This window comes from Bradyrhizobium cosmicum (assembly GCF_032290525.1).
GTDB lineage: Bacteria > Pseudomonadota > Alphaproteobacteria > Rhizobiales > Xanthobacteraceae > Bradyrhizobium > Bradyrhizobium cosmicum_A.
In genome coordinates, this window is the sequence record NZ_JASXTA010000005.1 from 64,597 (window position 1) to 90,377 (window position 25,781).

The window sequence follows — 25,781 nt, forward strand, 5'->3', positions numbered from 1 at the left end:
GGCGGCGCACGAATGACTGATGCCCTTCACGATTGCCATCATAGGCCGGCCCAATGTCGGCAAATCGACGCTGTTCAACCGCTTGGTTGGGCAGAAGCTCGCGCTGGTCGATGACCTGCCCGGCGTCACCCGCGACCGCCGCGAGGGCGAGGCCAGGCTCGGCGATCTCGAGTTCACCATCATCGATACCGCCGGCCTCGATGAGGGTGCCAAGGGCTCGCTGATCGCGCGCATGCAGGAGCAGACCGAAGCCGCCATCGCACAGGCCGACGCGCTGTTTTTCGTCATCGATGCCCGTGTCGGCCTCACGCCCACCGATCGTGCTTTCGCCGATTTCGCCCGCAAGGCCGACAAGCCGGTGCTGCTGGTCGCCAACAAGAGCGAAGGCAAGCATGGCGATGCCGGCGCGATGGAGGCCTTCGCGCTAGGCCTCGGCGATCCCATCCAGATCTCGGCCGAGCACGGCGAGGGCATGGGCGAGCTCTACGACGCGCTCGCCAAGCTGATGCCGGAACCCGTCGAGGAAGACGAGGACGAGGACGACGCGCCGCTCTCCGAGGAAGAGGCCGCGACGCGCCCGATCCGGGTTGCCATCGTCGGCCGGCCCAATGCCGGCAAGTCGACGCTGATCAACCATCTGCTCGGCGAGGAGCGTTTGCTGACGAGCCCGGAGGCCGGCACCACGCGCGATTCCATCGCGGTCGAGATCAACTGGAAGGGCCGCGAATTTCGCGTGTTCGATACCGCAGGTCTGCGCCGGCGCTCGCGCATCGAGGAGAAGCTGGAAAAGCTCTCGGTCGCGGATGCGTTGCGGGCCGTGCGCTTCGCCGAGGTCGTCGTGATGATGATGGACTCGCAGAACCGCTTCGAGGAGCAGGATCTGCGCATTGCCGACCTGATCGAGCGCGAGGGCCGCGCGGTCGTGCTCGCCGTCAACAAATGGGACCTGATGGAAAGCAAGGGCGGCGGCGCCATCTCCGGCCTGCGCCGGGATGCCGACCACTTGCTGCCGCAGATCAAGGGCGTGCCGATCGTCGCGGTATCGGGCTTGATGGGCGAGGGCATCGACCGCCTGATGCAGGCGATCCAGGACGCGTACGCGCTGTGGAACAGGCGCGTGTCGACCGCGGCGCTGAACCGCTGGTTCGAGCAGGCAGTCCAGGCCAATCCGCCGCCGGCCGTGTCCGGGCGCCGGCTGAAGCTGAACTACATCACGCAGAACAAGGCGCGCCCGCCGAGCTTCGTGCTGTTCTGCTCGCGTGCGGACGCGGTGCCGCAGTCCTATTTGCGCTATTTGACCAACTCGATGCGCGAAACTTTCGAGCTGCCAGGGACGCCGGTGCGCATCACCTTGCGCGAGAAGGCCAATCCGTTCGCGCACAAGCGCAAGCGGCCGTCGTGAGCAACGACGCCGGCGAGGCGGTGGCGCAGGTCGCAGCCCCGGTCCGGCGCGGCGCGGTCGCCTTCATCTTCGTCACCATCCTGCTGGACATGCTCGCGCTCGGCGTGATCATGCCGATCCTGCCGAAGCTGATCGAGAGCTTCGTCGACAACGACACCGCGCATGCGGCCCGGATCTTCGGCTTGTTCGGCACCGCCTGGGCGCTGATGCAGTTCGTGTTCTCGCCGGTGCTGGGCGCGCTGTCGGATCGCTTCGGGCGGCGGCCGGTGGTGCTGCTGTCGAATTTCGGGCTCGCCGCCGACTATGTGCTGATGGCGCTGGCGCCGTCGCTCGCGTGGTTGTTCATCGGCCGCGTGATCTCGGGCATCACCTCGGCGAGCATCTCGACGGCATTTGCCTATATCGCCGACATCACGCCGCCGGAGCGGCGAGCGGCGGTGTTCGGCAGGATTGGCGCTGCGTTCGGCGCCGGCTTCATCCTGGGTCCGGCGCTGGGCGGCCTGCTCGGCGATATCGATCCGCGCCTGCCGTTCTGGGCCTCGGCGGCCCTGAGCTTTGCCAATGCGCTCTATGGGTTGTTGATCTTGCCGGAATCACTGGCACGGGACAAACGCGCGCCGTTTGGCTGGCGAAGTGCCAATCCTCTCGGGGCGCTGCGTCTGCTACGCTCCGATGCGGCGCTGGCTGCGCTCTCGGTCGTCAATTTCATCGCGCAGGTCGCACATGTCGTGCTGCCCTCGACCTTCGTGCTCTATGCGACCTATCGCTATGGCTGGGATTCCAAGACGGTGGGGCTGACGCTCGCGATGGTCGGCATCTGCGCCATGGTGGTGCAGGGGCTCGCCATCGGCCCGATCGTGCGCATGCTCGGCGAGCGGAACGCGTTGGTGCTCGGCCTGTGCTGTGGCGCGATCGGCTTCCTGATATTGGGCGTTGCGCCGACCGGACCGCTGTCCTGGCTCGGCATTCCAGTGCTGGCCTTGTGGGGCATTTCGGGCGCTGCCGCGCAATCGCTGATGACGCGGCTGGTCGCGCCGGATCAGCAGGGCCAGTTGCAGGGCGCAACCGCGAGCGTGCAGAGCGTATCGCAGCTCGTTGGCCCGTTCCTGTTTACGCTGACGTTTTCGTACTTCATCGGCGCCAGTGCGCCGTGGCATCTGCCCGGCGCGCCGTTTTTGCTGGCTGCGGTGCTGATGGTGGTGTGCGTGGCGATCGCGATGCGAACGCTGGCTGCGACCAAATCGTAGGGGCGTAGGGTGGGCAAAGGCGCTTTTGCGCCGTGCCCACCATCTCTCCACGATCCGAAGAAGGGGTGGGCACGCTTCGCTTTGCCCAACCTACCGCAGCTATGCCCTTACTTCTTCACCAGCGGACACTCGCTGTCCTTGAGCGGCTTGGCTGCGTCCTCCGCCGCGATCGTGGCGATCTGCTTGTAGTAGTCCCACGGGCCCTTCGACTCCTCGGGCTTCTTGACCTCGAACAGATAGGCCGGGATGAGGCGGCGGCCGTCCTCGCGCAGCGGGCCCTTGCCGAACAACGGATCGTCGGTCGGCAGCTCCTTCATCTTGGCGACGACCTTGGCGCCGTCATGCGGGTTGCCGCCGAGCGCTTCCATCGCCTTGAGATAATGCAGCACCATCGCGTAATTGCCGGCCTGGGTCATCGACGGCATCGCGTTCTTGTTCGCCAGCGTCGAGAAGCGCTTCGACCAGGCGCGGGTTTGCTCGTTCAGGTCCCAGTAGAAGGACTCGGTGAAGGTCAGGCCCTGCGCGGTCTTGAGCCCCAGCGAATGCACGTCATTGATGAACAGCAGCAGCGCCGCGAGCTTCTGGCCGCCGGCGACAATGCCGAATTCCGCGGCCTGCTTGATCGCGTTGGTGGTATCGCCGCCGGCGTTGGCGAGGCCGACGATCTTGGCTTTGGACGACTGGGCCTGGAGCAGGAAGGAGGAGAAGTCCGCGGTGTTGAGCGGGTGCTTGACGCCGCCGAGCAGCTTGCCGCCATTGGCGGTGACGACGGCGCTGGTATCGCGCTCCAACGCATGACCGAAGGCGTAGTCGGCGGTGAGGAAGAACCAGCTGTCGCCGCCGGCCTTGGTCAGCGCCTTGCCGGTGCCGTTGGCGAGCATGTAGGTGTCGTAGGTGTAGGAGATCGTGTTCGGTGTGCAGGCCTTGCCGGTGAGGTCCGCGGTGGCCGCGCCCGAATTGAGCAGGACCGCATTCTTTTCCTTGACGAGGTTACTGACCGCGAGCGCCACGCCGGAGCTCGGCGTGTCCGCGATCGCGTCGACCTTCTCGTTGTCGATCCACTGCCGGGCGATGTTGACGCCGATGTCGGGCTTGTTCTGATGATCGCCGCTCAGCACGTCGATCTTCCAGCCCTTCTTGAGCAGGCCGGAATCCTCGACCGCCATCTTGATCGCGACCACGGAGTTCGGGCCGCCGATATCGGCGTAAAGGCTCGACATGTCGTTCAACACGCCGATCTTGACGGTCTTGTCCTGCGCATAGGCGGATGTTGCAAAACCGAAGGTGGCACAGGCCAGAAGGGCCGCATAGCGGCGCGCGAGCGTCGTCGTCATAAAAGGTTTCCTCCAATGTCAAATATGCGGACGGCTCTCTTGCGGGGCCTTGTTCCGGCTGATCGATCTACCGTGTCCCGCGGCCGGCGGCAATGCGCCTAAAGCCGGATGACGCTGCGTTGTAGCGTCATCCGTCGGTTAACTTTTGGGCAAAATGTGTTGAGACGCTATTTGAGCGCGTCGGAGGTCAGCTTGAATTTCTGGATGCGCTTTCCGGTGTCGACCTCGGCGGTATAGACGTTACCCCTGGCGTCGATCGCCATGGCATGCACCCAGTGGAATTGCCCGGCATTGCGGCCGCTGTGGCCGAAGCTGCCGACCACGCTGCCGTCGTCGCGCTTGATGACCCTGATCTCGTTGTTCTCGCCGTCGGCGCTGAGTAAATAGGTCTGCTTCGGATCGGGCCAGATCGCGACGTCCCACACTGCGCCGTTGCCGAGCGTGTTTTTCTCGAAGAAGAACTCCTTCACGAAGCTGCCGTCCTTCCTGAACACCTGAAGGCGGTTGTTGGTGCGATCGCAGACATAGACGAGGCCGTCATTGGCGAGCTTCACGCAGTGGACGGGGTTGGCGAATTGCTGCGAGACCGGGGCCTTGGGATCATAGGGCGGCTGCTTGGCGTCATCAGGCTTGTTGCCATAGGCGCCCCAGTGTCGCTTGTAGGCGAGCGTCGTCGCATCGAATACGATCACGCGGCGGTTGCCGTAGCCGTCGGCGACGTAGATCTCGTTCGCGTCCTTGTCGAGCGCGGTCTCTGCGGGCTTGCCGAGCTGCGTCGTGTCGTTGCTGCCGAGGCTCGGAGCGATCTTGCCGATCTGCGCGACGAACTTGCCGTCGAGCGTGAACTTCAGGATGGCGTTGTCGTTGTCGGCATTGCCGCCGATCCAGACGAAGCCGCGCTCGTCGATCTCGATGCCGTGCTCACGGCCGACCCACTCATAGCCTTGGCCCGGTCCGCCCCAGGACCGCAGCAAATTGCCGTCGCTGTCGAATTCGAGCACGGGCGGGGCCGACACGCAGCATTTCGAGCGCGGCGGGTTGAGGCTCGCGCCTTTCTCGTCGTCGGTGAGCGAGCGCGGGCGATGGACCACCCAGATATGCCCCTGCCAGTCGACGGTGATGCCGCCGACCTGACCGAGCATCCAGTTGTTCGGCAGTTGCTTTGGCCAGGAGGGATCGACCGCGAATGTCGGGACGTCGCCGGCGGCGGCTACGCGCGGAAGCGTGAGAGCGAGTGACGCGATCAGGACGGAGAAGGCGTGAAACACACTTATGAATGCACGCGAAAGCCCTGCGCGATGCCATGGCGCCATGGCGACCTCCCTTTTTTGGCTTGCGGCTTGCTGCCGCTTGAGCGCGGGCAGTCAACCGTGGGGAGGCATGTGAGTCAATCAGGCCGGCGAACGGAAACTCATCAGGCTGCGGGTCTTGTAGTCATAGAACTTGCCGGTTTCGGTCCAGTCGGGCGAGCACATCGGCACGATGAACTCGGCGACTTGTTCCGCGGTGTCGAGTGTCGCCGGATCCTCGCCCGGCATCAGGGTCGCGCGCATCCGGGTGCGGACCGGGCCCGGATTGAACAGATTGACGCGCAGCTTCGTGTTCGCGGTCTCCTGCGCCCAGGCGCGCGCCAGCGTCTCCAGCGCGGCCTTGGAGGCGGCGTAGGGGCTGACATAGGCGGTGGCCTTGTTGGCGGCGCCCGAGGTGACGAACACGGCGCGGCCGGCGTCGGACTGCTTGAGCAGCGGCTCCATGCAGCGGATCAGCTGGAAATTCGCGGAGACGTTCACGGCCATGACGTCGTTGAAGGCCTTCAGCTCGATATGGCCGACCGGCGAGGAGGGCCCGAGCACGCCGGCATTGCCGACGAGGATGTCGAGCTTGCCGTAGCGCTCGTGCAGGCCCGCGCCGAGCCGGGCGATGCCGTCGGAGTCAGTGAGATTGAGCGGCACCAGCGTGGCGCTGCCGCCGTCCTTCCGGATCTCGTCGTCGAGCTCTTCCAGCCCGGCCTGCGTGCGCGCCGTCGCGATGATGTGAACACCGGCCTTCGCCAGCGCCTTGGCCGTGGCAAAACCGATGCCGCGCGAGGCGCCGGTGACGAGAGCGATGCGGTTGGCGAGATTTGTCATGGCGGGGTTTTACAGGCGTGGATAGCCGGGACAAGCCCCCAGAACGCCGTCATTCCGGGGCGATGCGAAGCATCGAACCCGGAATCCAGAGGTTGCAAGACAATATCGAGATCCCGGGTTCGGTCCTGTGGACCGCCCCGGGATGACGGCTGCGCCGTCAGCTCGCCTCGGCCAGCAATGATAGCTGCCGCGGCTGCTGCTCGGTCTGGGTCTGGTCGGTGAGGTGGGTCGGATACGCCCCGGTGAAGCAGTGATCCGAGAATTTCGGATTGGCGGGGTCGCGGCCGGGCTCGCCCATGGCGCGGTACATGCCGTCGATCGACAGGAAGGCGAGCGAATCGGCACCGATGATCTCGCGCATCTCCTCCAGCGAATGCGTCGCGGCGAGAAGGCCGCCACGGTCGGGCAGGTCGATGCCGTAATAATCGGGATAGAGGATCGGTGGCGAGGCGAGACGGAAGTGCACTTCCTTGGCGCCGGCATCGCGCATCATGCGCACGATCTTCTTCGAGGTGGTGCCGCGCACCAGCGAGTCGTCGATCAGGATGATGCGCTTGCCTTCGATCGCGGCGCGGTTGGCCGAATGCTTCATGCGCACGCCGGATTCGCGGATCGCCTGCGTCGGCTGGATGAAGGTGCGGCCGACATAGTGGTTGCGGATGATGCCGAGCTCGAACGGCACGCCGGAATGCTGGCTGTAGCCGACCGCGGCGGGCACGCCGGAATCCGGCACCGGCACCACGACGTCGACGGGTACGTGGCTCTCGCGCGCGAGCTGCGCGCCGAAACTCTTGCGCACCTCGTAGACCGAGCGGCCATGCACGATGGAATCCGGCCGGGAGAAGTAGATGTATTCGAAGATGCAGGGGCGCGGTGCGATCGGCGGGAACGGCTTGTGGATGTCCTGGCCGTTCTCGTCGAACACGATGACCTCGCCGGGCTCGATGTCGCGCACGAAGCGTGCGCCGATAATGTCGAGCGCGCAGGTCTCCGAGGTCAGGATCGGGCAGCCGTCGAGCTCGCCGAGCACCAGCGGGCGGATGCCGCGCGGATCGCGCGCGCCGACCAGCTTCTTGTTGGTCAGGGACACCAGCGCATAAGCGCCTTCGATGGCGCGTAGCGCGTCGACATAGCGCTCGATGAAGCGGCTGCGCCTGGACTGCGCGACGAGATGCAGGATCACCTCGGTGTCGGTGGTCGACTGCATCATCGCGCCGTTCTTCACGAGTTCGCGGCGCAGCGTCAGGCCGTTGGTGAGGTTGCCGTTGTGGGCGACCGCAAGGCCGCCGGCATTGAGCTCGGCGAACAGGGGCTGCACGTTGCGCAGGATGGTGGCGCCGGTGGTCGAGTAGCGGACATGGCCGACCGCCATGTTGCCGGGCAGGCGGTCGATCACCTCGCGGCGGGAGAAGGTGTCGCCGACCAGGCCGAGGCGGCGTTCTGAGTGGAAGCGGCTGCCGTCGTACGAGACGATACCGGCGGCTTCCTGGCCGCGATGCTGGAGTGCGTGGAGGCCGAGGGCGGTGATGGCGGCCGCGTCCGGATGCCCGTAGACGCCGAAGACGCCGCATTCCTCGCGCAGCGTATCCCCCTCCAGGTCATCCTGTAGCTCGATCGCGGACGTGCCCAAACGGGCCTTTGGATCGAGATCAAGCTGGGCGTCCTGGTCAGGGTGTCGCATCTTGTCCGCGCCTCTCTTTGGGGCCTTATCAACGCGCCGCAGGTTTCTCGATCAGCTTTTTCAGGCTGTCACGAGCAGGTTTACTGTATCCGTCGCCACTGCCCGAAGCCGGCTGCTCGGAATCAGCTTGATCATCATCTGGTTTGTTTTTCTTGAATCTCTTCAAGATGGTGTTCTCGGGGTCGTCGGGCAAGAGGGCCATCAGCCAATCCCCGGTTCCCTGGAGCACCACGCGGGATTTGGCCCCCGCGACCCAGTCCGGGCGCTGCTTGTCCGGCACCAGCCAGGTGAAGAACAGGAAGGCCACCACGACGATCAAAAGGCCGCGAGCCAGCCCGAACAGGAAGCCGAGGGTGCGGTCCAGCGCGCCGATCCGCGAATCCAGGATCATGTCGGAGATCCGGACCGTGATCACGGAGACCACGACCAGGGTACCGATGAACACGCCGGCGACCACGACGACGCTCGCGACCGTGTCGTTGTTGAAATAGGTTTTCGCGGTCGGCAGCAGCTTCGAGAACGAGTACAGCGTCACGATCGCCGCCGCGCCCCAGGCCGCGATCGACAGGATTTCGCGCATGAAGCCGCGGACCATTGCAAGCAGGCCCGAAATCAGCATCACACCGAGCAGGATCAGGTCGAGGAGTGTTACTGGCATCGGCTGGTCTGGTCCGCTCGTACGTCAAGGTGCTCGGCGAATCGGTGCTTGGCCGTGGCCCTAAGTGAGGGCCAGACGGCGTTCCCGGCAAGGCCGCAACCACGCAATCCCATGCTGCTTTTGTGACGGCTGTATAGCGGCGGGGGCGGGGGACGTCACCTCCACCTAGCCCTCTCCGCGGCGGAATCTTGCCGGTGTGGCATTTTTCTCCGCCGGCGCGCTCTGGTCGCTGCGACGGGAGCCGCGCGCGGCGATCTCGGCGACCAGCGTGGTCAGGCTGTTGATTGCGTTCAGCGACAGGCCGGCGTCGCCGCCGGCATCGCCGCCCCGGGCCGATTCGGGCAGCACGGCGCGCTTGAAACCGAGCTTGGCCGCTTCCTTGAGCCGCGCCGGGGTCTGCGCCACCGGGCGGATCACGCCGGAGAGCGAAATTTCGCCGAAATAGACGGCATCGGTAGGTAACTGTGCATTAACCAGGGACGACACCAGCGCAGCGGCGGCGGCCATATCGGCCGCCGGCTCGTGGATGCGCAGGCCGCCGGCGACGTTCAGATAGACGTCATGGCCGGACAGCTTGACCCCGCAATGGGCCTCCAGCACCGCCAGCACCATGGAGAGCCGGCTCTGGTCCCAGCCGACCACGGCCCGCCGCGGTGTACCCAGCGACGTCGGCGCCACCAGTGCCTGCAATTCGACCAGAACGGGCCTTGTGCCCTCGATTCCTGCGAAGACGGCGGTGCCGGGCGTGCCGAGATCGCGCTCGGACAGGAACAGTTCGGACGGGTTGGTGACCTCGCGCAGGCCGAGGCCCGTCATCTCGAATACGCCGATCTCGTCGGTCGGGCCGAAACGATTCTTGACGGCGCGCAGGATGCGGAATTGCTGCGAGCCTTCGCCCTCGAACGACATCACGGCATCGACCATGTGCTCGACCACGCGCGGGCCGGCGATCTGGCCGTCCTTGGTGACATGGCCGACCAGGATGATCGCCGCGCCGGTCTTTTTGGCGAACCGGATCAGCGCCTGCGCCGAGGCGCGTACCTGGGTGACCGTGCCGGGGGCGGATTCCACCGTGTCGGTCCACATGGTCTGGATCGAGTCGATCACGATCAGCCGGGGGACGGCGCCTTCCGACAATGTCGAGACGATGTCCTCGACCGACGTCTCGGCCGCGAGCTGCACCGGCGCGTCCGACAGCCCGAGACGTTCGGCCCGCAGCCGCACCTGGGCGATGGCTTCTTCGCCGGAGATATAGACGATGCGGTGGCCGGCGCGCGCCATCAGGCTGGTCGCCTGCGTCAGCAAGGTCGATTTGCCGATGCCGGGATCGCCGCCGACCAGCAGAACCGAGCCGCGGACGAAGCCGCCGCCGGTGACGCGGTCGAGCTCGGTCATTCCTGACGACAGGCGGGGCGCATCCGGGCTTTTGCCGGCGAGGCTCTCCAACGCAAAGGTCCGGCCCTTGCGCTTGGAGCGGATCGACACGGGGACGCTGCCGGTCGCGTCCTCCTCGGCGAGCGTATTCCACTCGCCGCAGGACTCGCACTTGCCCTGCCAGCGGTTATAGGCCGCGCCGCAGTTCTGGCAGACGAAGGAAAGCGTGTTCTTGGCCATGGGGACAGCGAGTCGAGGGTCCAAGATGAGCTGATAGCACGAATTGGAGCGTCGCAATCACCGGCGCCCCATTTGTCGCAATTATCACAACATCCGCGTTGCGGTGCCCCGGCGCGCAGGAACGCCGCTTCCAAACCGGCGTTCAATATCGGCATGGAGGCTCTCATGAAATATTCGATGATCGCAGCTGCCATCGTGGCGACCACCGCGGCCAGCTTTGCCGTTTCCTCGCCGGCGGTCGCGCACGATCGCTACTGTCTTCAGGGTCGGATTTGGGGGTACCCCGGCAACTGCCAGTTCACCAGCTACGGGCAGTGCATGGCGAGCGCATCCGGAACCAACGCCTACTGCGGGATCAATCCACGTTATTCCTATGCACGCCGCGGGAGAGCGTACCGGTGATCGGTGACGTCCCGGTCCCAGCTGGCGCAGCAGCGGATCCGAGGCGGACATGACCGATGACCAATCTCTGACGGCTCTCGTCTTCTCCGGCGGCCTCGGACTTGGCGCCTACCATGCGGGCGCGTTCGAGGCCTTCGCGTCTGCCGGCCGTCCGGTGGACTGGGTTGCCGGCTCGTCGGCCGGCGCGATTACAGCCGCGCTGATCGCAGGCAGTGCAGCGGCCGATCGCATCGGGAACTTGCGCCATTACTGGCATGGGCCAACGACCCCGACCCCGGCGCCGACCGGTAACCGTCATCTGTCGGCCTGGCTGAACTCGATCAACACGCGCCTGCTGGGTCGTGCCGGCTTCTTTCATCCCCGCCTGCCGATTCCGGCATCTCACTTCGGCGGCCTGTACGATCTCGGCCCGACGCGGGAGCGCCTGCAACACCTGATCGACTTCGAACGTCTGAACGCAGGCGAGCCACGCATCACCATTTGCGCGACGGACCTCGAGAGCGGAGACGCTATGCTGTTCGACTCCCGGTCCGAACGAATCGAGATGGATCACATCCTGGCCAGCTGCGGCTTCCTCCCCGAATTTGCTCCGGTGCTGATCGCCGGCAGATGGCTCGGCGATGGTGGGTTCTCGCTGAACGCGCCGTTCGAGCCTATCCTCGAGACTGCGAATCCGCTCCGCCTCTATGTCATCGACCTCTACGCCCGCGACGGCAAAGTCCCCGACGGGATCGAAGCCGCGGCCGAGCGCAAGAGCGATTTGACTTTCGGCAACCAGACCTTCCAGCGGCTTCGTCACGCCCTGGAAGCTCGCCAGCTGCGCGCCGAGTTGCAGGACCTGGATTGCGACGACCTGGTTTGTCTCCTGAGCTATCGGCCGGGCTCCGAGGAGGCCGGGCCGGAGAAATCTTTCGATCTGTCGGAAGCCGCGATGGCACAAAGATGGCACGCGGGCTTCCTCGACATGCAGCATGCCGCAGGTTTGGCTCCCGACAAGAACGGGATCCGCAGCGTGCGCCGGCGATAGCGGTGTTGCTGCGTCCTCGCTCTATGTCTTCACATCGAGACGCCTGCGAATGTCCCCCAGAAACCGCGTGAGCCCCTCATCGGCCGTCATATCGTCCGGCCCGCCGACCGTGGTGATACCCCAGTTCGCCAGCACCGCTTCTTGCACCGGATTGGGCTGAGACACGAAGGCGAACGATCTTGGTCGGTCCTGGCGGTGCCCCGATTCCTCCCATGTCTGCCAGATCCGATGCAGCAGGAGGCGGATATTCGGATCCGACATGCTGTAGCCGATGAACAGGAGCGTGCTTGCCAGGGCATCGGCACGGAACCGGACATCAAGCGGAGAATTGAACGCGAGCCGATTGAGAAAGTCGGTCTCGGTCAGGACAAGCGAGGCATCATCGTCGAAGTCGCCATGAAATTTGACGATGTGCGTAACGCCGGCGGCCGCGCTCGCAATCTCCTTGGCGTTGCTGATCTTGGCATAGGGCTTTTCCAGGACATCGAACGCGGTCTCCAGATTACGGTCGTAGTTCGTCGTATAGATGATCGGAAAATCGAGTTCGACGATCAGCTTGTGGAGCTTCGAGGCTGCGATCTTCTCCGGATCGACCCGCCAGTTGCGGTCGAGCCAGCTCCGAAGCGGACCGATGCCGCCGCGTTTCAGCCGGTAATATTCCGCCAGCGTCTGATAGCCGCCATGCATTCCTTCGATGACATCGTGTTCGAGACCAAGATCATCAAGCAGATGCTCGATAAGGGATTGCCAGGATGGCAGGCCCACAGCCATCGAGACTCCCGCTCCGACGAACAGCACGGCGCGGCGCTGGCGTATCGCAGCGGCCAGGATTTCCTGTGGCGGCCGCTCCAGATATGCGAGGTTCGTCGGCTGTTCGTCCATCAACCTTGAATGACCGGATGAGGTGAGGGTTCCTAACCGGCTGCCGCTCAATCACCCATCAATGACGCGCTCTTCTCCGTCTGATTCACGAAGCGGGTGATCAAGCGCCGCAGTTGCGTCTTGTGCATGTCAATCGGACACGGTCTCATTCACCTGGTGCAGCTTCAGGATCTCGTGGGTGGAGGCGACCGTCTCGTTGAGCAGGAACTGGGCGAGGTCGTGGCGTGATTCGCCGGCACGTGTGTTCGCGCTCATCTGTCGAGGTTGTGGATCACGGGCCGCAAAGGGCCGGCCTCGTCCAGATCGAGCGTTGCCAATGTTATCGGCAATTTGGAGCGCCTGGGGCCGGCGCTTCCGGGATTCAAGAACAGTATTCCGTTGATCGTGTTGATCTGCACCCGGTGCGAGTGACCGGAGATGACGGCGTCAATGTCGTGAGCCGCCGGATCGATGTGTAGAGCGTGGAGATCGTGCAGGAGGTAGAAGCAGCGGCCGCCGAGGCGTAACGTTTCGGTTTCAGGATGGTGCTTCGCCCAGTCACCGACATCGACGTTGCCTCTGATGGCCGTGACCGGCGCAATTCGGCGGAGCCGTTCCAGAACTTCCGGCGCGCCGATATCACCGGCGTGGATGATGTGTGACACTCCGGCAAGGCAATGTTCTGCCTCCGGCCTGAGGAGACCGTGGGTGTCCGAGATCACTCCGATCCTCAACGACATGTGCGGCCGAAACTCCAGTGCAAAGCTCTAGTGGGAAGGCTCTACTGCAAGGCTTCAGTGCAGCACATCCAGCGGGACCTTTCCAATCTCCTCACCCTCCTGGTTCGTGACGAGGATAGAGAAGTGACGGCCCTTCAGTTCAGGCCGTTCCTTCAGAAGCCGCCTGGCAATGACTTCCGCAACATCCAGCGCCTGAATGTCGTCCGACGGCTCCGCGCCCCCTTCGTCGGTTACAGTCTTGGAATCCACCAGATCGAAATGATAGCGCGGCACGTCCACCTCGGGTTTCCTCGCAGGAACGCGCGGTCTTGAGATTTCGTTCCGGCGCGCAAGCTGCCCATAACGTTAGCTTTGAGCGGCGTTCCAGAGCATGGACAGCCCGGCCGCGATCATGATCGCATCCATCATCAGGCGGAACATGTCCGGCTTCAGGTGCAGCACGAAGCGCTTTGCGACGAAGGCGCCTGACATCAGCGAGGCGCCCGCGATCAGGCCCTTGACGAAGACCTCGCCGCTCAGCGCGCCGAAACGCTCGAAGGTCAGGGATTTCGCGACATAGAGCCCGAGCGAGGAGGCCGCTTCGGTGGCGAGGAAAGCTCCCTTCGACAGGCCGTAGAACAGGAACAGCGGCACGCTGAGCGGGCCGGTCGAGACCACGATGCCGGTGAGATAGCCGATGATCGCGCCGCCGATAGCCAGGTGCCAGAGATTGGCCTTGAGATCGTGGTGCGCCAGCCAGTGCCGCACCGGTACCATCGCGATCAGGAAGATGCCGATGGCGAGGTCGACCACGTGGGAAGGCAGCGCCATCAGCGTGCGCGCGCCGAGCACGGCCGCCGGGATCCCCGTCACGGAATAGGCCGCGCAGGCCCGCCAGTCGACCTCGCGCCACCAGGCCAGGATGCGCGAAAAGTTCGCCAAGACGGAGGCCACCGCCATGATCGGCACGGCTTCCTTCGGCCCATAGGCATAGACCAGCACCGGCATCAGCATGATCGACGAGCCCGTGCCGACGATGCCTGAGATGGTGCCGGCGACGAGGCCGACGGTAAGGACGAAGAGAAAGGCCAAAACGGTCTCCACGAATCGGGAGAGTTTAGCCGCGGCCAGCCGTGCGGGCGATCCCGCCCTAGGCGAGGGAGCTCATTGCATGGCGCATCGGCATGCCGGTCTGGGCGCCGGCTTTGAGGCATTTCAATGCGGCGGCTTCGCATCCGGCCTCGAGCGCGCGTTGCAGCGACACGCCTTCGCTGAGTATGGCCGCAAACGCGCCGACAAAGGTATCGCCGGCTCCCGTGGTATCCACCGGCGTGATGCGCGGAGCCGGGGCGCGCCGGCGGGCCCCGTCGGCCGTCACGGCCAGCGCGCCTTGCGCACCGGCAGTCACGATGCAGGTGAGGCCTCCGGCCTTGGCCAGGTCGGCGGCCGCGGTTTCGTAATCGGATGCCGCGATGCCGATAGCTGTGGCGGCATCCAGCGCCTCATGCTCGTTGACGAGGAGATGGTCGGTCACGGCGAGCAACTCGCTCACCATCTCAGGGGTCATCTTCTCCGGGACGGGCGCGAGAGTCCAGACAACGGTGCCGGACGCCGATGCGGTTCTGCGTGCGACTGTCAGCGCTTGGGTGAAGGGCAGTTCCATTTGAAGCACCAGCACCGAGTCGGAGCTGAAAAGCTCAGCCGGAAGGTCATCGGCGCTCGCGGTCATGTTGGCGCCGCTCGCCACCGTGATTGCATTCTCGCCGGCCTGATCGACCGTGATGAAGGCGCAGCCGGTCGGCTCGTCCGCCCTGACAACGAGATCGGCGTCGACGCCATTGGCCCTGAGGTTCTGGATCGCGCTGTCGCCAAATCCGTCCCGCCCGACACGGCCCGCCATCCGGACGCGTCCCGGCCCGGCAATCCGTGCGGCGGCGACGGCCTGATTGGCACCCTTGCCGCCGAAATGCGTCTGGTAGGATGGCGAAAGCACCGTCCGGCCTGGTCCCGGAATGACGGGAACTTGCGCGACCAGATCGACGTTGAGCGAGCCGAACACCAGGATCATGGCGGGCAGGCCGTCAGCCTTGCTCGTCCATGATGCGCAGTTTTTCCACGCGGCGGCGGAAGTCTTCGTCGGTGGAGAATTCGGCCGACAGATAGGAGGAGACGAGATCCACGGCGAGCCAGGCGCCGACGATCTGCGCGCCGATGCACATCACGTTGACGTCGTCGTGCTCGACGCTCTGATGGGCGGAATGGACGTCGTGACAGACCGCAGCGCGGATGCCCTTCATCTTGTTGGCCGCAATCGAGGCGCCGACGCCGGTGCCGCACACCATGATGCCGCGCACAGCTTCGCCCGAGGTCACCTTCTGCGCCACCGACCGCGCGATGTCGGGGAAATCCACCGGCTTGTCGTCATGGGAGCCGACGTCGATGACGTCGTGGCCGAGCTTGCGGATGTGGTCGATGACGGTCTGCTTGAGCGGCCAGCCGGCGTGGTCGGACCCGATGACGAGACGCATGTGTTGCCCTTCTTGATTTTGCATGGACCGTGACAGCCGCACGCGGCTGTCACGATGTTCCGTTTGGCTCAGCTACGCATGTCGGGCGGCAGGTCCACCCCGTGGAATTTCTTGTAGATCGCGTTGAGCTTGCCGTTCTTGACGTTCTCGGTGATCCAGGCGTTGAGCTTGTCCATCAAAGGCTGCTCGCCCTTCTTGAGGCCGATGGCGAGGTCGAAGGTCGCCAGCGGAATCCTGGATTCGAACACGCGCGAGGGGTTCTTCACGCCGATCTGGTTGATGATCGTCGCGGAGGAGGCGACACAGTCGACTTGGCCGGACACCGCCGCGGTCACCATCGTGGCGTCGTCGTCATAGCGCGCGATCTTGAGGTCCTTGTCCTTCATGTTGGAGAGGGTCGTGTCCTGCGTGGTGCCGCGGGAAACGCCGATCGGCTTGTCCTTCAGGTCAGGCCAGTCCTTGACCGTCGACGATTTCAGGCAGCCGACATCGGATTGTAGCGTTGCGTAGCGCTTGGTGAAGTCGATCACCTTCGCGCGGTCCGGCGTCACCGACAGGGTCGAGATGATGATGTCGGCCTTGCCGGTCAGCACGTTCGGTATGCGGGTCGCGCCGGTGGTCTGGATGAACTCCAGCTCGAGCCCCCAGTCCTTCGCGAGGAGCTGGGCCACTTCAACGTCGGAGCCAGTCGGCTTCATGGTAGTATCCATCATGCCCGAGGGCGGGATGGCGAGGTCCGTCGAGATGCGGATCTTTTTCGCCTTCATGACGTCGTCGAGCAAGTCGGCCGACGCCGGCGTGGCCGCTATCACGGCGAGGCAGCACAGCGCGGCGGCCGCCCCCAGCAATGTTTTGTTGGTCATCCCTAGTTCTCCTCTCCCTGTTATGATTTTAAGTTTCCCGTACCCACGAATTGCGTGAGCTCGGGGGTCGCCGGCGACGTCAGGATCGAGGCGGGTCCGGTCTCGTGGACCTTGCCGCGATGCATGAACACGATCCGGTCGGCGATGCCCTTGGCGAATCCCATCTCGTGGGTGACCATCACCATGGTCATTCCGTCGGCCGCCAATTGCTCGATCACCTTCAGCACTTCGCCGGTGAGTTCGGGATCGAGCGCGGAGGTGACCTCGTCGAACAGCATCACTTTCGGCTGCATCGCCAGCGAACGGGCGATCGCGGCGCGCTGCTGCTGGCCGCCCGAGAGCTGCTCGGGATAGGCGTGCAGCTTCTCCTCGAGCCCGACCTGCGCCAGCACTTTTCGCGCGAGATCCTTTGCCTGGGCCGCCGCCATGCCCTTCACGGCGCAAGGCGCGAGTGTGATGTTCTGCTCGATCGTGAGGTGCGGAAACAGATTGTAGCTCTGGAACACGATGCCGACGTCCTGGCGCAGCGCGCGCAAGTTCACATCGGGACGGTCGACGCGATGTCCGCAGACGACGATCTCGCCGCCGTCGACCTTCTCGAAGCGGTCGATGCAGCGCAGCGCCGTGCTCTTGCCGGAGCCGGAGCGGCCGATCAGCGCCAGCACCTCGCCGCGCGCGACGGAGAAGGAGACGCCGTCGAGCACACGGAGCGAGCCGAAGCTCTTCTGCACGTTGCGGAGCGACACGATCGGTTCCGGGGAGGGGGCATTCTGCTGCATGTCAGGCCGGCGCAAGGTTGGACCTGCCGCGTCCCATCCGCCGTTCCAGCCTCTGGCTGAATAGCGACAGCGGATAGCACATGGCAAAGTAGGTGACCGCGATGATCGCGTAGATGGCGAATGGCTCGAACAGCGAGTTGTTGACGATCTGGCCCGAGCGCATCAGCTCGACGAAGCCGACCACGGAGGCGAGCGAGGTGTTCTTGATGATCTGCACCATGAAGCCGACGGTCGGCGGCGTCGCGATGCGGATCGCCTGCGGCAGGATCACTTTCATCATCCGCTGGGTCCGGCTCAGCGCCAGGCCTTCGGCGGCCTCCCATTGCGGCTTCGGCACGGACTCGATGCAGCCGCGCCAGATCTCGCCGAGATAGGCGGCGACATAGAGTGTCAGTGAGGCGCCTGCGGCAGCTAGCGGCGAGACCTGCAATCCAATGGCGGCAAGGCCGAAATAGCCCAGAAACAGGATGACGAGCAGCGGCGTGCCCTGGACGAGCTGGACATAGACGGCGCTGGCGATCCGCAACGATCTGAGCGGCGAGATCCGCGCCAGCGCGATCACGAAGCCGACGATGCCACCGCCAATCAGCGCGATCATGGACAGACCGATGGTCCACAACGCGCCCTGGCCGAGGAACATCAGATGGTTGATGTTGAGATGTCCGCCCATGGTCATCTCACAACGGCGTGCCGAGCCGGCGCCGACGCGGAAACAGCACGAGGCCGAGGCCCCAGAAGCCGGCACGCATCACCAGCGACAGGATGACGTAGAGCAGGGCGACGATGATGTAGGTCTCGAACGCGCGATACGTGTCCGACTGGATGTAGTTGGCGACAGCGGTGAGCTCCTCGGCCGAAATCTGCGAACAGACCGAGGAAGCCAGCATCAGCAGCACGAACTGGCTTGTCAGCGCCGGATAGACCTTCTCGATCGCCGGCAGCAGGATGATATGCCAGTAGACCTGGAGGCGCGAGAGCGCCAGTCCTTCGGCCGCCTCGATTTGCCCGCGCGGGATCGCTTCGAAGCCGGCCCGCATGATCTCGGCGGTGTAGGCGCCGACATTGATCGTCAGCGCGGCCACGGCCACAGTGAAAGCGGAGAATTTCAGCCCCAGACTGGCGAGGCCGAAATAGACCAGGAATATCTGCACGAGTAGCGGGGTGTTGCGGATCGCCTCGACATAGACCTTGCTGGCTCCCGCGATCAGCGAGTTTTGCGATCCGCGGCCGACAGCTGCCAGCGTGCCGAACAGAGCGCCAAGCACGGTCGCGAAGAATGCCAACTCCAACGTCAGCGCGGCGCCGGCCAGGAAACTTGGCCAACGTTCCAGCACTGCGGGAAAGTCAAGTTGGAGGCTCATCGTATCAGGTTCAGCCGGTTGTCTGGTTGGTCATGCGGTCATAGACGCGGAACAGCGCCTGATTGCCGTTGCTGCCTTCGCCGTGGGCGCGCGCGTCGATATATTGGCTGGTGACGAGCGCGGTGCCGGGGAGCGGCACGCTCAGCGCCTGCGCGTGCTCCTGCACCAGGCGGAGATCCTTCAGCATCAGGTCGATGCGGAAACCGGCTCCGACGTCGCCCGCGATCATGGCAGGGCCGAGCTTGTCGAGCATCCAGGAGGCCGCGGAGCCGCCGAGCAGCACGCGCCGGAGCAGGTTGAGATCGACGCCCGAGGCCCGGCCAAGCGCGAGTGCCTCGCAGATCGCCTGGATGTTGATGCCGCAGATCAGCTGGTTGCAGAGCTTGACGGTCTGGCCGGCGCCGGACGCGCCCACATGCGTGATTGTCGTGCCCATGGCACGGAAGAACGGCTCGGCTTTGGCAAAGGCATCGGCATCGCCGCCGGCCATGATCGAGAGCGCGGCGTTCTTGGCGCCCACGGGCCCGCCCGAGACCGGCGCGTCGATAAAACCGACGCCGGCCTTTTGCAGGTCGGCATAAATGCGGCGGACGGCGACCGGCGAGATCGTGCTCATGTCGACGATGAGCCTGCCGGGCGGAGGCGATTTCAGCAGGCCGTGCTCGCCGTAAATGGTCGCCTCGACATGGGGCGTGTCGGGCAGCATGGTGATGACGATGTCGGCGCCTTGCGCGGCATCGGCAGGGCTATCGGCGCGAACCGCGCCTTCCTTGACGCTGTCGGCCAAGGCGGCCTCGTTGAGATCGAAGACGCGAACCGCATGGCCGGCCATCAAGAGATTTCGCACCATCTCGCGGCCCATCGTGCCGATGCCGATGAAGCCGACGTTGCCCTTGTCGTTCCGTCCCATGTTGGTCGTCCGTTTCTTGTTAGTCCGCGATCAGCGAGAGGCGCTGGTCTTGTCGATGTCGCCGACGACGGCGCGCCTGCGGTATTCGTCTCCGATGGCAAAATGCTTGCGCAGCGTCGCATCCGCCCGTTCCGGGTCGCGCGCGATGACGGCTTCGAAAATGCGGCGGTGGTCGTCGATCAGATAGGTCTTCATCGACGGGAAGGCTTGCACCAGTTCGCGGCGGCTGCGATGCGAATGGGTCAAAAGGCCCGCCAACGAGCCGTGCAGCACCGTCAGCGTCTCCGAATGCGAGGCGACGACTATGGAGCGATGGAAGTCGAAATCGGCCATGCCGCCAGCGTCGGCTTCGTCGATCGTCTCCCCGATCCTCGCCAGCGCGCGCTGCAGCCGTTCGAAATCGGCAATGTTGGCGCGCTCGCAGGCGAGGCGGATCGCCTGGCATTCGATCGCCACGCGCGCCTGCATGACGTCGTCGAGCATATCCGCCTGCTGGGCGAGCGCGAAGGTGAAGAAGTCGTTCAGCACGGACACGTCCGGCCGCGTCACCACGGTACCGATGCGATCGCGGATCTCGACGATGCCGAGCACGGTGAGGGCGCGCAGCGCCTCGCGGACGATCGGCCGGCTGACACCGAGCAGGGTTGCCAGCTCGCGTTCGGAAATCAGGCGGTCGCCGGGCTTGAGCGAGCCGGCAAGCAGGCGCTCGCGCAAGAAGGCGAACACCTTCTCGAACCCTTTTTCGCCTTCGGAGGCCCGCTTGAGCTCCATTCCCGTCCCTTTGGTCTGATCTTGGTCAGACCAGTATGCTGACCAGCGGTGAAGGTCAAGAGGCTTCGGGCAGGGTCTTCTCTGGGATCAGCACTAAACCGGTGGTGGTTGTCGCCAATTCAGGAGAGCTTCAGCCTGGGACGTCTCGGCTGGCGATCCTCGCGCTCTCCTGGCTTTCAACCGACGCAAGGAGTTCCAGCTGACTCGCCAAAGCGAGATAGGTATTGGAAACACTCACGAGCACATTGGCGAGGCGGCTCGCCGATCTTCCATCGTTGGCGCGCTCGGCGAGCTTCCGGCATTCCTCGGGTTTGAGCATTCAGCCCCCAAAAGAGAGCTGAACGCCGCGCCGTGTTCGTCGTTCCTAGATCGCTTGGGCAACCACGGTTAGCAAACCTGTTCGGCTTGCACGGTGGCGGCATGACCGTCGAAGCTCTTCCGGTCTGTCGTGGCAGGATTTGGTCTGACCCTGCTGCGGACTATCCGAGCGACGTCCTCTTCGGCGTCATCTTACTTGCCGATTTCTCGGCCCGGCTACTTGTCGATCGGCACCCTTTTCGAAAATTCACTCAGCTCGCGACGTGGGCTGACATGGTTGCGATCGTATCGTTCCTGGCACCGCTTGCCGGCCTGCGGGCTCCAGAGGCACGATGCCGACGCCGTGCATTGCAAGGCCTGTGGCACTGTCGTCAATATTCCCGATGAAGGGGCAACCTGAAAAGCTCTCGCTGACGCCGACTCGGGAGTCCTTCGATCGTGGCATCATGCCAGTGTTTTGCCCGACGGGTCGAGCTGAAATTCGGAATGCCCGTAAGTCATTGACGGGACAGGGGTCGGCTACTGTGCATGGGGTTGTTTTCATCTTTTTGTTTTGACCGTCCCGCTGCTGACAGCATGTTGGCAGCAGGGGCCGGCTACGACCATCTCCTGACAAACAGGGGAGCGGGTGATGCCGATCGAGGCGAGCTGTCATTGCGGTGAGACGGTGTTCGAGGTGACGGAGGCGCCTTCTAGCGTGACGCGCTGCACGTGCACGCTCTGCGCCAAGCGCGGCGCGCTGTGGGCCTACTACAAGCCGGCGCAGTTTCGGCTGCTGTCGCCGCCGGAAAACGTCGCGACCTATCTCTGGGGCAGCCGCACGGTCAAGCATCATTTCTGCGCGAGGTGTGGCTGCGGCACCTATTCGGAGTCGCCGGACTGGTCGACCGGCAAGCCCGATTTCGACAATCCCAAGGTCGCGGTGAACGCGCGCCTGTTCGACGATTTCGATCTCGACGCGGTGCCGGTGAACGTGATCGACGGCCGGAATCTGTGGTGAGGGGTCACCGCAGCACCACCCACGCCGGCGCGTGATCGCTGGCGCCGTCCTCGCCGCGGACCATCTTGTCGACGCCGGCCTTGGCCAAGCGTGAGACGAGGGCAGGGCTGAGCAGGAGATGGTCGAGCCGCAGGCCCGCGTCGCGCGGCCAGCGGTTTCGCTTGTAGTCCCAGAACGTGTAAATGCGCTTCTCCGGGTGCAGCTCGCGGATCGCATCGCACCAGCCTTGTTCGACGAGCGAGGCAAACGCCGCTCGGCTCTTCGGCTGGATCAAGGCATCCTTGTCCCACGACCGCGTCGGATAGATGTCGATCGCCGTCGGCGCGACGTTGTAGTCGCCCGCGAGCACCACTGGCAGATCCTGCCTGATGAAGGTTTTGGCGTGGCGCTTGAGGCGCGCGAACCAGTCGAGCTTGGCATCAAATTTCGGTCCGGGCTGCGGATTGCCGTTCGGCAGATAAATACTCGTGACGATGACACCGCTAATCGCAGCCTCGATGTAGCGGGCTTCATGATCATCAGGTTTTCCCGGCAACCGGTCGCGGGTGAGAATGGGCTCGGCGTTACGGGCGAGGATGGCAACGCCGTTCCATGTTCTTTGTCCACACCACACCGCGCCATAGCCGGCCTTTTCGATCGCCGCCGCCGGAAATTCGCCATCACTTGCCTTCAACTCCTGAAGCGCGACGACGTCAGGTTTTGCCGCCTTCATCCATGCCAACAGATTGGGCAGGCGGCGGTTGATGTTGTTGATGTTGAATGTCGCGATCTTCATGTAGAGCTATCGGTTCTGCCTTCCGACACCGGAGAGACAATGTCCAAGTCGAACGTCGCCGCCATCGCACTGCTCGTCGCGTTCTCCGGAGCGGCTTCGGCACAATCGTCCGATCCGCGTGGTGCGTGCAAGGCGGACTACGACAAATTCTGCGCCGGCATCGCACCGGGCGGCGGCATCGTCGCCTGCCTCAACGGCAAGCGCGATCAGCTCAGCGCGACCTGCAAGACGGCACTGGATAGCCGGAAGAAAAAGTAAGCGGCCGACAGCTCAGCTTCGCAGCGGCGGCGGACTCGCAGGTTGCTCGACTGACGGCGGGGAGGGCGGCTGTGCGGCGGTTGGCGCCGGAGTGGGCCGCTCCAGCGGCTCGACCGCATTGCCGCCCTTGTAGACGCGGGCGTAGCGGCGGCCGAGACTGGTCAGCACCTCATAGCCGATCGTGCCGAAATGATGCGCGAGCTCGTCGACGGTGATGCCTTCGCCGAGCAGCGTGACCATGTGGCCGCGCCGCGCGGCGTTCGGGGGCAGGTCGGTGATGTCGATCGCGATCAGGTCCATCGAGACGCGGCCCGCCACCGGGCAGCGGTTTCCTGCGACGATGACCTCGGCGCCGCGGGTACCGTCATTGGAGCTGGCGGCCCGGAAATAGCCGTCGGCATAACCGACCGCGATGATCGCGAGCTTGGTCGGCCGCCGCGCCGTCCAGGTGCCGCCATAGCCGACGCTCTCGCCACGCTCGACGTTGCGGATCTGCACGATGCGCGCCTTGAGGTCGACCACCGGCTGCATCGGATTGTCGGCCTCCGGCGTCGGGTTGACGCCGTAGAGCGCCGCCCCCGGCCGCACCAGATCGAACTGAAACGGCGCCCCCAGGAAGATGCCAGAGGAATTGGCGAGCGCCGCCGGCACGCCGGAAAATTCGCTGGCGATGCTGCGGAAGGAGGCGAGCTGCTTTGCATTCAGTGGACCGTTGAGCTGCTCGGCCGAGGCCAGGTGGCTCATCACCAGCGTGACGCCGTGATCGCCGGCGTTGATGCGGGGGATGATGGCCTGCGCTTCGGCAAGCGTCAGCCCGAGGCGGTTCATGCCGGTATCGATGTGGATCGCGGCGCCCCCGGTCCAGCCGGTGCGGCGGCAGAACACGTCCCATTCGGCGAGCTCGTTGAGATCGCCGATCACCGGCCGGCAATTGATCCTGGCGTAGTGCTCGCCGGTGTTCTGGAAATAGCCGCCGAGCACGTAGATCGCGGCCTCCGGCACGGCGCCGCGCACGGTGCGCGCCTCCTCGATCGTGGCAACGAAGAAGGTCTTGCAGCCGGCCTTGCTCAGGGCACGCGAGACCTGCTCGGCACCGCAACCATAGGCATTGGCCTTGATCACAGCTGAGCATTCGGCCGGCACCGCCGTCTTCTCGAGCTTGCGCCAGTTGGCGATGATGGCGTCGAGATCGACGGTGAGCACGCCGCCATAGGCGGCGAGCGCGGCAGCCTGATTGCCCTCCGCGGAGAGAAGGCCGGATTGCGGGATCATTTTCGGGTCGGACGCCATTGTCATGGCGCCGTTTTACGCAAGAGGCCGGTCCGGTTCAACCCAGGGAACCTAGTAGTCGCCACCACGATCTGGCAATTGGCTCCCCTCGGCAAGATCGCCGAAGCGGGTAACCATCGAATCGAATTGCAATGGAACAGTGCCGGTTGGACCGTGACGCTGTTTGCCGATGATGACCTCGGCCTTACCAAGTGCGCGATCCATCTCCTGCTGCCACTTGTGATGTTCTTCGGTGCCAGGGTTGGGCTGCTTCATGGCTAGGTAGTACTCTTCGCGATACACGAACAGCACGACGTCGGCGTCCTGCTCGATCGAGCCGGATTCACGCAGGTCCGAGAGCTGCGGCCGCTTGTCATCGCGGGATTCGACCTGGCGCGAGAGCTGCGACAGCGCAATGATGGGGACGTTGAGCTCCTTGGCCAGCGCTTTCAGGCTGGTCGTGATTTCCGTGATTTCCTGGACGCGATTTTCGCTCCGCTTGCCCGAGCCGGACAGCAGCTGGATATAGTCGATCACAATCAGATCGAGGCCCTTCTGCCGCTTTAGCCGTCGTGCCCGCGCCATCAGCTGTGCGATCGACAGACCGCCGGTTGCGTCGACAAAGAAAGGCAGCGACTGCAGCTCGATCGAAACCTGGCGGATCTTCTCGAAATCGGCTTCCGAGATGCCGCCACGGCGGATGTGGGAGGAGGGAATGCCGGTGCGCTCGGCCACGATACGGGTGGCGAGCTGGTCGGCCGACATTTCGCAGGAGAAGAAGCCGATCACGCCACCATTGGCGGCCTTCATGGTGCCGTCGGCCTGGAGCTCGGGCACGTAGGCTTGTGCGACGTTGTAGGCAATGTTGGTCGCCAGCGAGGTCTTGCCCATGCCGGGACGCCCCGCGACGATGATCAGGTCGGAGGGCTGCAGGCCGCCCATCTTGGTGTCGAGGTCGCGCAGGCCTGTCGAGATGCCGGACAATTTTCCGTCGCGCTGAAACGCCTTTGCCGCGAGGTCGACCGCAACCGCCAATGCCTGCGAGAATTTTTGGAAGCCACCGTCATAGCGGCCGGACTCCGCCAGTTCGTAAAGCTTTCGCTCGGCGTCCTCGATCTGTGCTCGCGGCTGGAAATCGACCGGGGCGTCGTAGGCAACATTGACCATGTCCTCGCCGATGCCGATCAGGTCGCGGCGCAAGGACAGATCGTAGACGGTGCGGCCATAATCCTGGGCGTTGATGATGGTGGTCGCTTCGGCCGCGAGCCGCGCCAGATATTGCCCGATGGTCATGCCGCCGATGTCGGTGTCAGCGGGCAGGAACGTCTTCAGCGTCACCGGCGTGGCGATCTTGCCCATCCGGATCAGGCTGCTGGCGGTGTCGAAGATCGCCTGATGCAACTGTTCGAAGAAATGTTTTGCCTCCAGGAAGTCGGAGACCCGGTAGAAGGCGTCGTTGTTGACCAGGATCGCGCCCAAAAGGCTTTGTTCCGCCTCGATATTGTGCGGTGCGCTCCGGTAGGTCGGAGTTCCTGCGTCAGGCGCGAGTTTGAGAACGTTCGAATCAGTCAGGGCCATGGTCGGGCGTGCTTAGCAATTTTCTTGGGCGGATGCGGGGCGGGGATAAAGCGCCGCCCCGATCCAAAGCGGAAGCGAAAGCTGACCGCTATCAACCGCTCAGTGAAAATGGTGGATGATTGGCAGAAGCAGCACGAGCCGCGCTTGACGGATTTTCGCGGAACTCGTCCGCCGAGACGTGGTCGCGACCGTGCCACGGAAAAATCCGGATGACGTGAACCTAATGGAGCGGCGCGCAGACGTATCGAAAAGCGCGCGAAATGTCGCACGCAGCGAGATCTCGGCTCGGGTTCAGAC

General features: G+C 64.4%; 29 protein-coding genes and 1 pseudogene. 7 read left to right on the top strand and 23 right to left on the bottom strand.

The annotated features are described in order from the left end of the window. Positions 1-19: 19 nt before the first annotated feature. Complete coding sequence (gene der / locus QSV46_RS10840; RefSeq protein WP_314950094.1) at positions 20-1,402, top strand: ribosome biogenesis GTPase Der; 1,383 nt, start codon at positions 20-22, stop codon at positions 1,400-1,402. After that, positions 1,399-2,649 (top strand): TCR/Tet family MFS transporter, encoded by a 1,251-nt coding sequence (locus QSV46_RS10845; protein ID WP_314950095.1) that lies wholly within the window; start codon positions 1,399-1,401, stop codon positions 2,647-2,649. Before der ends, QSV46_RS10845 begins: the two co-directional genes overlap by 4 nt. 107 nt (positions 2,650-2,756) lie before the next feature. Here QSV46_RS10845 and QSV46_RS10850 read toward each other — a convergent pair whose 3' ends face one another. The 6 genes from QSV46_RS10850 to radA all read right to left on the bottom strand — a co-directional run bounded on the left by QSV46_RS10850 (position 2,757) and on the right by radA (position 10,065). Beyond that, the gene (locus tag QSV46_RS10850) at positions 2,757-3,983 is read right to left on the bottom strand and encodes an ABC transporter substrate-binding protein (protein WP_314950096.1); all 1,227 of its coding nucleotides are present in this window, start codon (positions 3,981-3,983) and stop codon (positions 2,757-2,759) included. A 167-nt stretch (positions 3,984-4,150) separates the two neighbouring features. Next, complete coding sequence (locus QSV46_RS10855) at positions 4,151-5,296, bottom strand: hypothetical protein (protein WP_314950097.1); 1,146 nt, start codon at positions 5,294-5,296, stop codon at positions 4,151-4,153. Between the two features lie 78 nt (positions 5,297-5,374). Then, positions 5,375-6,112 (bottom strand): SDR family NAD(P)-dependent oxidoreductase, encoded by a 738-nt coding sequence (locus QSV46_RS10860; protein WP_314950099.1) that lies wholly within the window; start codon positions 6,110-6,112, stop codon positions 5,375-5,377. A gap of 157 nt (positions 6,113-6,269) precedes the next feature. Further along, a complete protein-coding gene (gene purF, locus QSV46_RS10865; RefSeq protein ID WP_314950100.1) occupies positions 6,270-7,793 on the bottom strand; it encodes an amidophosphoribosyltransferase in 1,524 nt (507 codons plus the stop codon). Between the two features lie 28 nt (positions 7,794-7,821). Further along, positions 7,822-8,451 carry a CvpA family protein gene (locus QSV46_RS10870; RefSeq protein WP_314950101.1) on the bottom strand — a complete coding sequence of 210 codons (630 nt, stop codon included), beginning with the start codon at positions 8,449-8,451 and terminating at the stop codon, positions 7,822-7,824. Between the two features lie 165 nt (positions 8,452-8,616). Then, entirely contained in the window at positions 8,617-10,065 is a 1,449-nt protein-coding gene (gene radA, locus QSV46_RS10875) for a DNA repair protein RadA (RefSeq protein WP_314950103.1), read from the bottom strand. Between the two features lie 165 nt (positions 10,066-10,230). Between radA and QSV46_RS10880 the strand changes: the two genes are divergently transcribed. Continuing rightward, positions 10,231-10,467, top strand: coding sequence for a DUF3551 domain-containing protein (locus QSV46_RS10880; protein WP_314950105.1), 237 nt, complete (start codon positions 10,231-10,233; stop codon positions 10,465-10,467). A 49-nt stretch (positions 10,468-10,516) separates the two neighbouring features. Continuing rightward, positions 10,517-11,494 (top strand): patatin-like phospholipase family protein, encoded by a 978-nt coding sequence (locus QSV46_RS10885; protein WP_314950107.1) that lies wholly within the window; start codon positions 10,517-10,519, stop codon positions 11,492-11,494. Positions 11,495-11,515: 21 nt separating this feature from the next. Here the strand turns inward: QSV46_RS10885 and QSV46_RS10890 are convergent, their stop codons facing one another. The 14 genes from QSV46_RS10890 to QSV46_RS10955 form a co-directional block, all read right to left on the bottom strand. After that, positions 11,516-12,376, bottom strand: a complete 861-nt coding sequence (locus QSV46_RS10890; protein ID WP_314950109.1) for an SIR2 family NAD-dependent protein deacylase — start codon at positions 12,374-12,376, stop codon at positions 11,516-11,518. A gap of 129 nt (positions 12,377-12,505) precedes the next feature. Continuing rightward, positions 12,506-12,631, bottom strand: coding sequence for a hypothetical protein (locus tag QSV46_RS10895; RefSeq protein ID WP_314950110.1), 126 nt, complete (start codon positions 12,629-12,631; stop codon positions 12,506-12,508). After that, entirely contained in the window at positions 12,628-13,095 is a 468-nt protein-coding gene (locus tag QSV46_RS10900; RefSeq protein ID WP_314950112.1) for a metallophosphoesterase family protein, read from the bottom strand. The genes QSV46_RS10895 and QSV46_RS10900 overlap by 4 nt, the downstream gene beginning before the upstream one ends. Positions 13,096-13,149: 54 nt before the next feature. Beyond that, on the bottom strand, positions 13,150-13,374 hold the full coding sequence (locus tag QSV46_RS10905) for a DUF6894 family protein (protein WP_314950115.1): 225 nt from the start codon (positions 13,372-13,374) through the stop codon (positions 13,150-13,152). 66 nt (positions 13,375-13,440) lie between these two features. Continuing rightward, the gene (locus tag QSV46_RS10910) at positions 13,441-14,166 is read right to left on the bottom strand and encodes a sulfite exporter TauE/SafE family protein (protein ID WP_314950116.1); all 726 of its coding nucleotides are present in this window, start codon (positions 14,164-14,166) and stop codon (positions 13,441-13,443) included. Between the two features lie 58 nt (positions 14,167-14,224). Continuing rightward, complete coding sequence (locus tag QSV46_RS10915) at positions 14,225-15,142, bottom strand: ribokinase (protein WP_314950118.1); 918 nt, start codon at positions 15,140-15,142, stop codon at positions 14,225-14,227. 13 nt (positions 15,143-15,155) lie between these two features. Beyond that, positions 15,156-15,602 (bottom strand): ribose 5-phosphate isomerase B, encoded by a 447-nt coding sequence (gene rpiB, locus QSV46_RS10920; RefSeq protein WP_314950119.1) that lies wholly within the window; start codon positions 15,600-15,602, stop codon positions 15,156-15,158. Positions 15,603-15,670: 68 nt separating this feature from the next. After that, positions 15,671-16,465, bottom strand: coding sequence for a transporter substrate-binding domain-containing protein (locus tag QSV46_RS10925; protein WP_314950121.1), 795 nt, complete (start codon positions 16,463-16,465; stop codon positions 15,671-15,673). Positions 16,466-16,485: 20 nt separating this feature from the next. Next, positions 16,486-17,244 (bottom strand): amino acid ABC transporter ATP-binding protein, encoded by a 759-nt coding sequence (locus tag QSV46_RS10930; protein WP_314950123.1) that lies wholly within the window; start codon positions 17,242-17,244, stop codon positions 16,486-16,488. Between the two features lies 1 nt (position 17,245). Then, on the bottom strand, positions 17,246-17,914 hold the full coding sequence (locus tag QSV46_RS10935) for an amino acid ABC transporter permease (protein ID WP_314950125.1): 669 nt from the start codon (positions 17,912-17,914) through the stop codon (positions 17,246-17,248). Between the two features lie 7 nt (positions 17,915-17,921). Further along, positions 17,922-18,605: an amino acid ABC transporter permease gene (locus tag QSV46_RS10940; RefSeq protein WP_314950126.1), complete on the bottom strand. Its 684-nt coding sequence runs from the start codon at positions 18,603-18,605 to the stop codon at positions 17,922-17,924. A 10-nt stretch (positions 18,606-18,615) separates the two neighbouring features. Beyond that, complete coding sequence (locus tag QSV46_RS10945; protein ID WP_314950127.1) at positions 18,616-19,515, bottom strand: NAD(P)-dependent oxidoreductase; 900 nt, start codon at positions 19,513-19,515, stop codon at positions 18,616-18,618. 30 nt (positions 19,516-19,545) lie between these two features. Further along, a complete protein-coding gene (locus QSV46_RS10950) occupies positions 19,546-20,286 on the bottom strand; it encodes a FadR/GntR family transcriptional regulator (protein WP_314950129.1) in 741 nt (246 codons plus the stop codon). A gap of 130 nt (positions 20,287-20,416) precedes the next feature. Next, positions 20,417-20,605: a hypothetical protein gene (locus QSV46_RS10955; protein ID WP_314950131.1), complete on the bottom strand. Its 189-nt coding sequence runs from the start codon at positions 20,603-20,605 to the stop codon at positions 20,417-20,419. Between the two features lie 306 nt (positions 20,606-20,911). Between QSV46_RS10955 and QSV46_RS10960 the strand changes: the two are divergent. Further along, positions 20,912-21,004, top strand: a pseudogene (locus tag QSV46_RS10960) (ion transporter); the annotation flags it as partial. Positions 21,005-21,235: 231 nt separating this feature from the next. After that, a complete protein-coding gene (locus tag QSV46_RS10965; RefSeq protein WP_314950133.1) occupies positions 21,236-21,604 on the top strand; it encodes a GFA family protein in 369 nt (122 codons plus the stop codon). A gap of 4 nt (positions 21,605-21,608) precedes the next feature. Here the strand turns inward: QSV46_RS10965 and QSV46_RS10970 are convergent, their stop codons facing one another. After that, positions 21,609-22,379, bottom strand: a complete 771-nt coding sequence (locus QSV46_RS10970) for an exodeoxyribonuclease III (RefSeq protein ID WP_314950135.1) — start codon at positions 22,377-22,379, stop codon at positions 21,609-21,611. 39 nt (positions 22,380-22,418) lie between these two features. Here QSV46_RS10970 and QSV46_RS10975 point away from each other — a divergent pair, with 39 nt between their 5' ends. Next, complete coding sequence (locus QSV46_RS10975) at positions 22,419-22,637, top strand: cysteine rich repeat-containing protein (RefSeq protein ID WP_314950136.1); 219 nt, start codon at positions 22,419-22,421, stop codon at positions 22,635-22,637. Positions 22,638-22,649: 12 nt separating this feature from the next. On the opposite strand, the gene alr is transcribed toward QSV46_RS10975, so the two are convergent. After that, the gene (gene alr, locus QSV46_RS10980) at positions 22,650-23,927 is read right to left on the bottom strand and encodes an alanine racemase (RefSeq protein WP_314950938.1); all 1,278 of its coding nucleotides are present in this window, start codon (positions 23,925-23,927) and stop codon (positions 22,650-22,652) included. A 51-nt stretch (positions 23,928-23,978) separates the two neighbouring features. Further along, complete coding sequence (locus tag QSV46_RS10985; protein ID WP_314950137.1) at positions 23,979-25,484, bottom strand: replicative DNA helicase; 1,506 nt, start codon at positions 25,482-25,484, stop codon at positions 23,979-23,981. Between the last annotated feature and the right edge of the window lie 297 nt (positions 25,485-25,781).

Bases quoted from the DNA above. Each gene is read 5' to 3' on its own strand.
- QSV46_RS10870 (WP_314950101.1), bottom strand. From the start codon at position 8,451: ATGCCAGTAACACTCCTCGACCTGATCCTGCTCGGTGTGATGCTGATT.
- QSV46_RS10965 (WP_314950133.1), top strand. From the start codon at position 21,236: ATGCCGATCGAGGCGAGCTGTCATTGCGGTGAGACGGTGTTCGAGGTG.
- QSV46_RS10970 (WP_314950135.1), bottom strand. From the start codon at position 22,379: ATGAAGATCGCGACATTCAACATCAACAACATCAACCGCCGCCTGCCC.
- QSV46_RS10895 (WP_314950110.1), bottom strand. From the start codon at position 12,631: ATGAGCGCGAACACACGTGCCGGCGAATCACGCCACGACCTCGCCCAG.
- QSV46_RS10885 (WP_314950107.1), top strand. From the start codon at position 10,517: ATGACCGATGACCAATCTCTGACGGCTCTCGTCTTCTCCGGCGGCCTC.
- QSV46_RS10940 (WP_314950126.1), bottom strand. From the start codon at position 18,605: ATGAGCCTCCAACTTGACTTTCCCGCAGTGCTGGAACGTTGGCCAAGT.
- radA (WP_314950103.1), bottom strand. From the start codon at position 10,065: ATGGCCAAGAACACGCTTTCCTTCGTCTGCCAGAACTGCGGCGCGGCC.
- QSV46_RS10950 (WP_314950129.1), bottom strand. From the start codon at position 20,286: ATGGAGCTCAAGCGGGCCTCCGAAGGCGAAAAAGGGTTCGAGAAGGTG.
- QSV46_RS10850 (WP_314950096.1), bottom strand. From the start codon at position 3,983: ATGACGACGACGCTCGCGCGCCGCTATGCGGCCCTTCTGGCCTGTGCC.
- QSV46_RS10985 (WP_314950137.1), bottom strand. From the start codon at position 25,484: ATGGCCCTGACTGATTCGAACGTTCTCAAACTCGCGCCTGACGCAGGA.
- QSV46_RS10955 (WP_314950131.1), bottom strand. From the start codon at position 20,605: ATGCTCAAACCCGAGGAATGCCGGAAGCTCGCCGAGCGCGCCAACGAT.
- purF (WP_314950100.1), bottom strand. From the start codon at position 7,793: ATGCGACACCCTGACCAGGACGCCCAGCTTGATCTCGATCCAAAGGCC.
- QSV46_RS10900 (WP_314950112.1), bottom strand. From the start codon at position 13,095: ATGTCGTTGAGGATCGGAGTGATCTCGGACACCCACGGTCTCCTCAGG.
- QSV46_RS10945 (WP_314950127.1), bottom strand. From the start codon at position 19,515: ATGGGACGGAACGACAAGGGCAACGTCGGCTTCATCGGCATCGGCACG.
- QSV46_RS10890 (WP_314950109.1), bottom strand. From the start codon at position 12,376: ATGGACGAACAGCCGACGAACCTCGCATATCTGGAGCGGCCGCCACAG.
- QSV46_RS10880 (WP_314950105.1), top strand. From the start codon at position 10,231: ATGAAATATTCGATGATCGCAGCTGCCATCGTGGCGACCACCGCGGCC.
- rpiB (WP_314950119.1), bottom strand. From the start codon at position 15,602: ATGCGTCTCGTCATCGGGTCCGACCACGCCGGCTGGCCGCTCAAGCAG.
- QSV46_RS10925 (WP_314950121.1), bottom strand. From the start codon at position 16,465: ATGACCAACAAAACATTGCTGGGGGCGGCCGCCGCGCTGTGCTGCCTC.
- QSV46_RS10855 (WP_314950097.1), bottom strand. From the start codon at position 5,296: ATGGCGCCATGGCATCGCGCAGGGCTTTCGCGTGCATTCATAAGTGTG.
- alr (WP_314950938.1), bottom strand. From the start codon at position 23,927: ATGGCGTCCGACCCGAAAATGATCCCGCAATCCGGCCTTCTCTCCGCG.
- QSV46_RS10930 (WP_314950123.1), bottom strand. From the start codon at position 17,244: ATGCAGCAGAATGCCCCCTCCCCGGAACCGATCGTGTCGCTCCGCAAC.
- QSV46_RS10935 (WP_314950125.1), bottom strand. From the start codon at position 17,914: ATGGGCGGACATCTCAACATCAACCATCTGATGTTCCTCGGCCAGGGC.
- QSV46_RS10860 (WP_314950099.1), bottom strand. From the start codon at position 6,112: ATGACAAATCTCGCCAACCGCATCGCTCTCGTCACCGGCGCCTCGCGC.
- QSV46_RS10915 (WP_314950118.1), bottom strand. From the start codon at position 15,142: ATGATCCTGGTGTTCGGCTCGCTCAACGTCGATCTGGTCGCGCAAGTT.
- der (WP_314950094.1), top strand. From the start codon at position 20: ATGCCCTTCACGATTGCCATCATAGGCCGGCCCAATGTCGGCAAATCG.
- QSV46_RS10975 (WP_314950136.1), top strand. From the start codon at position 22,419: ATGTCCAAGTCGAACGTCGCCGCCATCGCACTGCTCGTCGCGTTCTCC.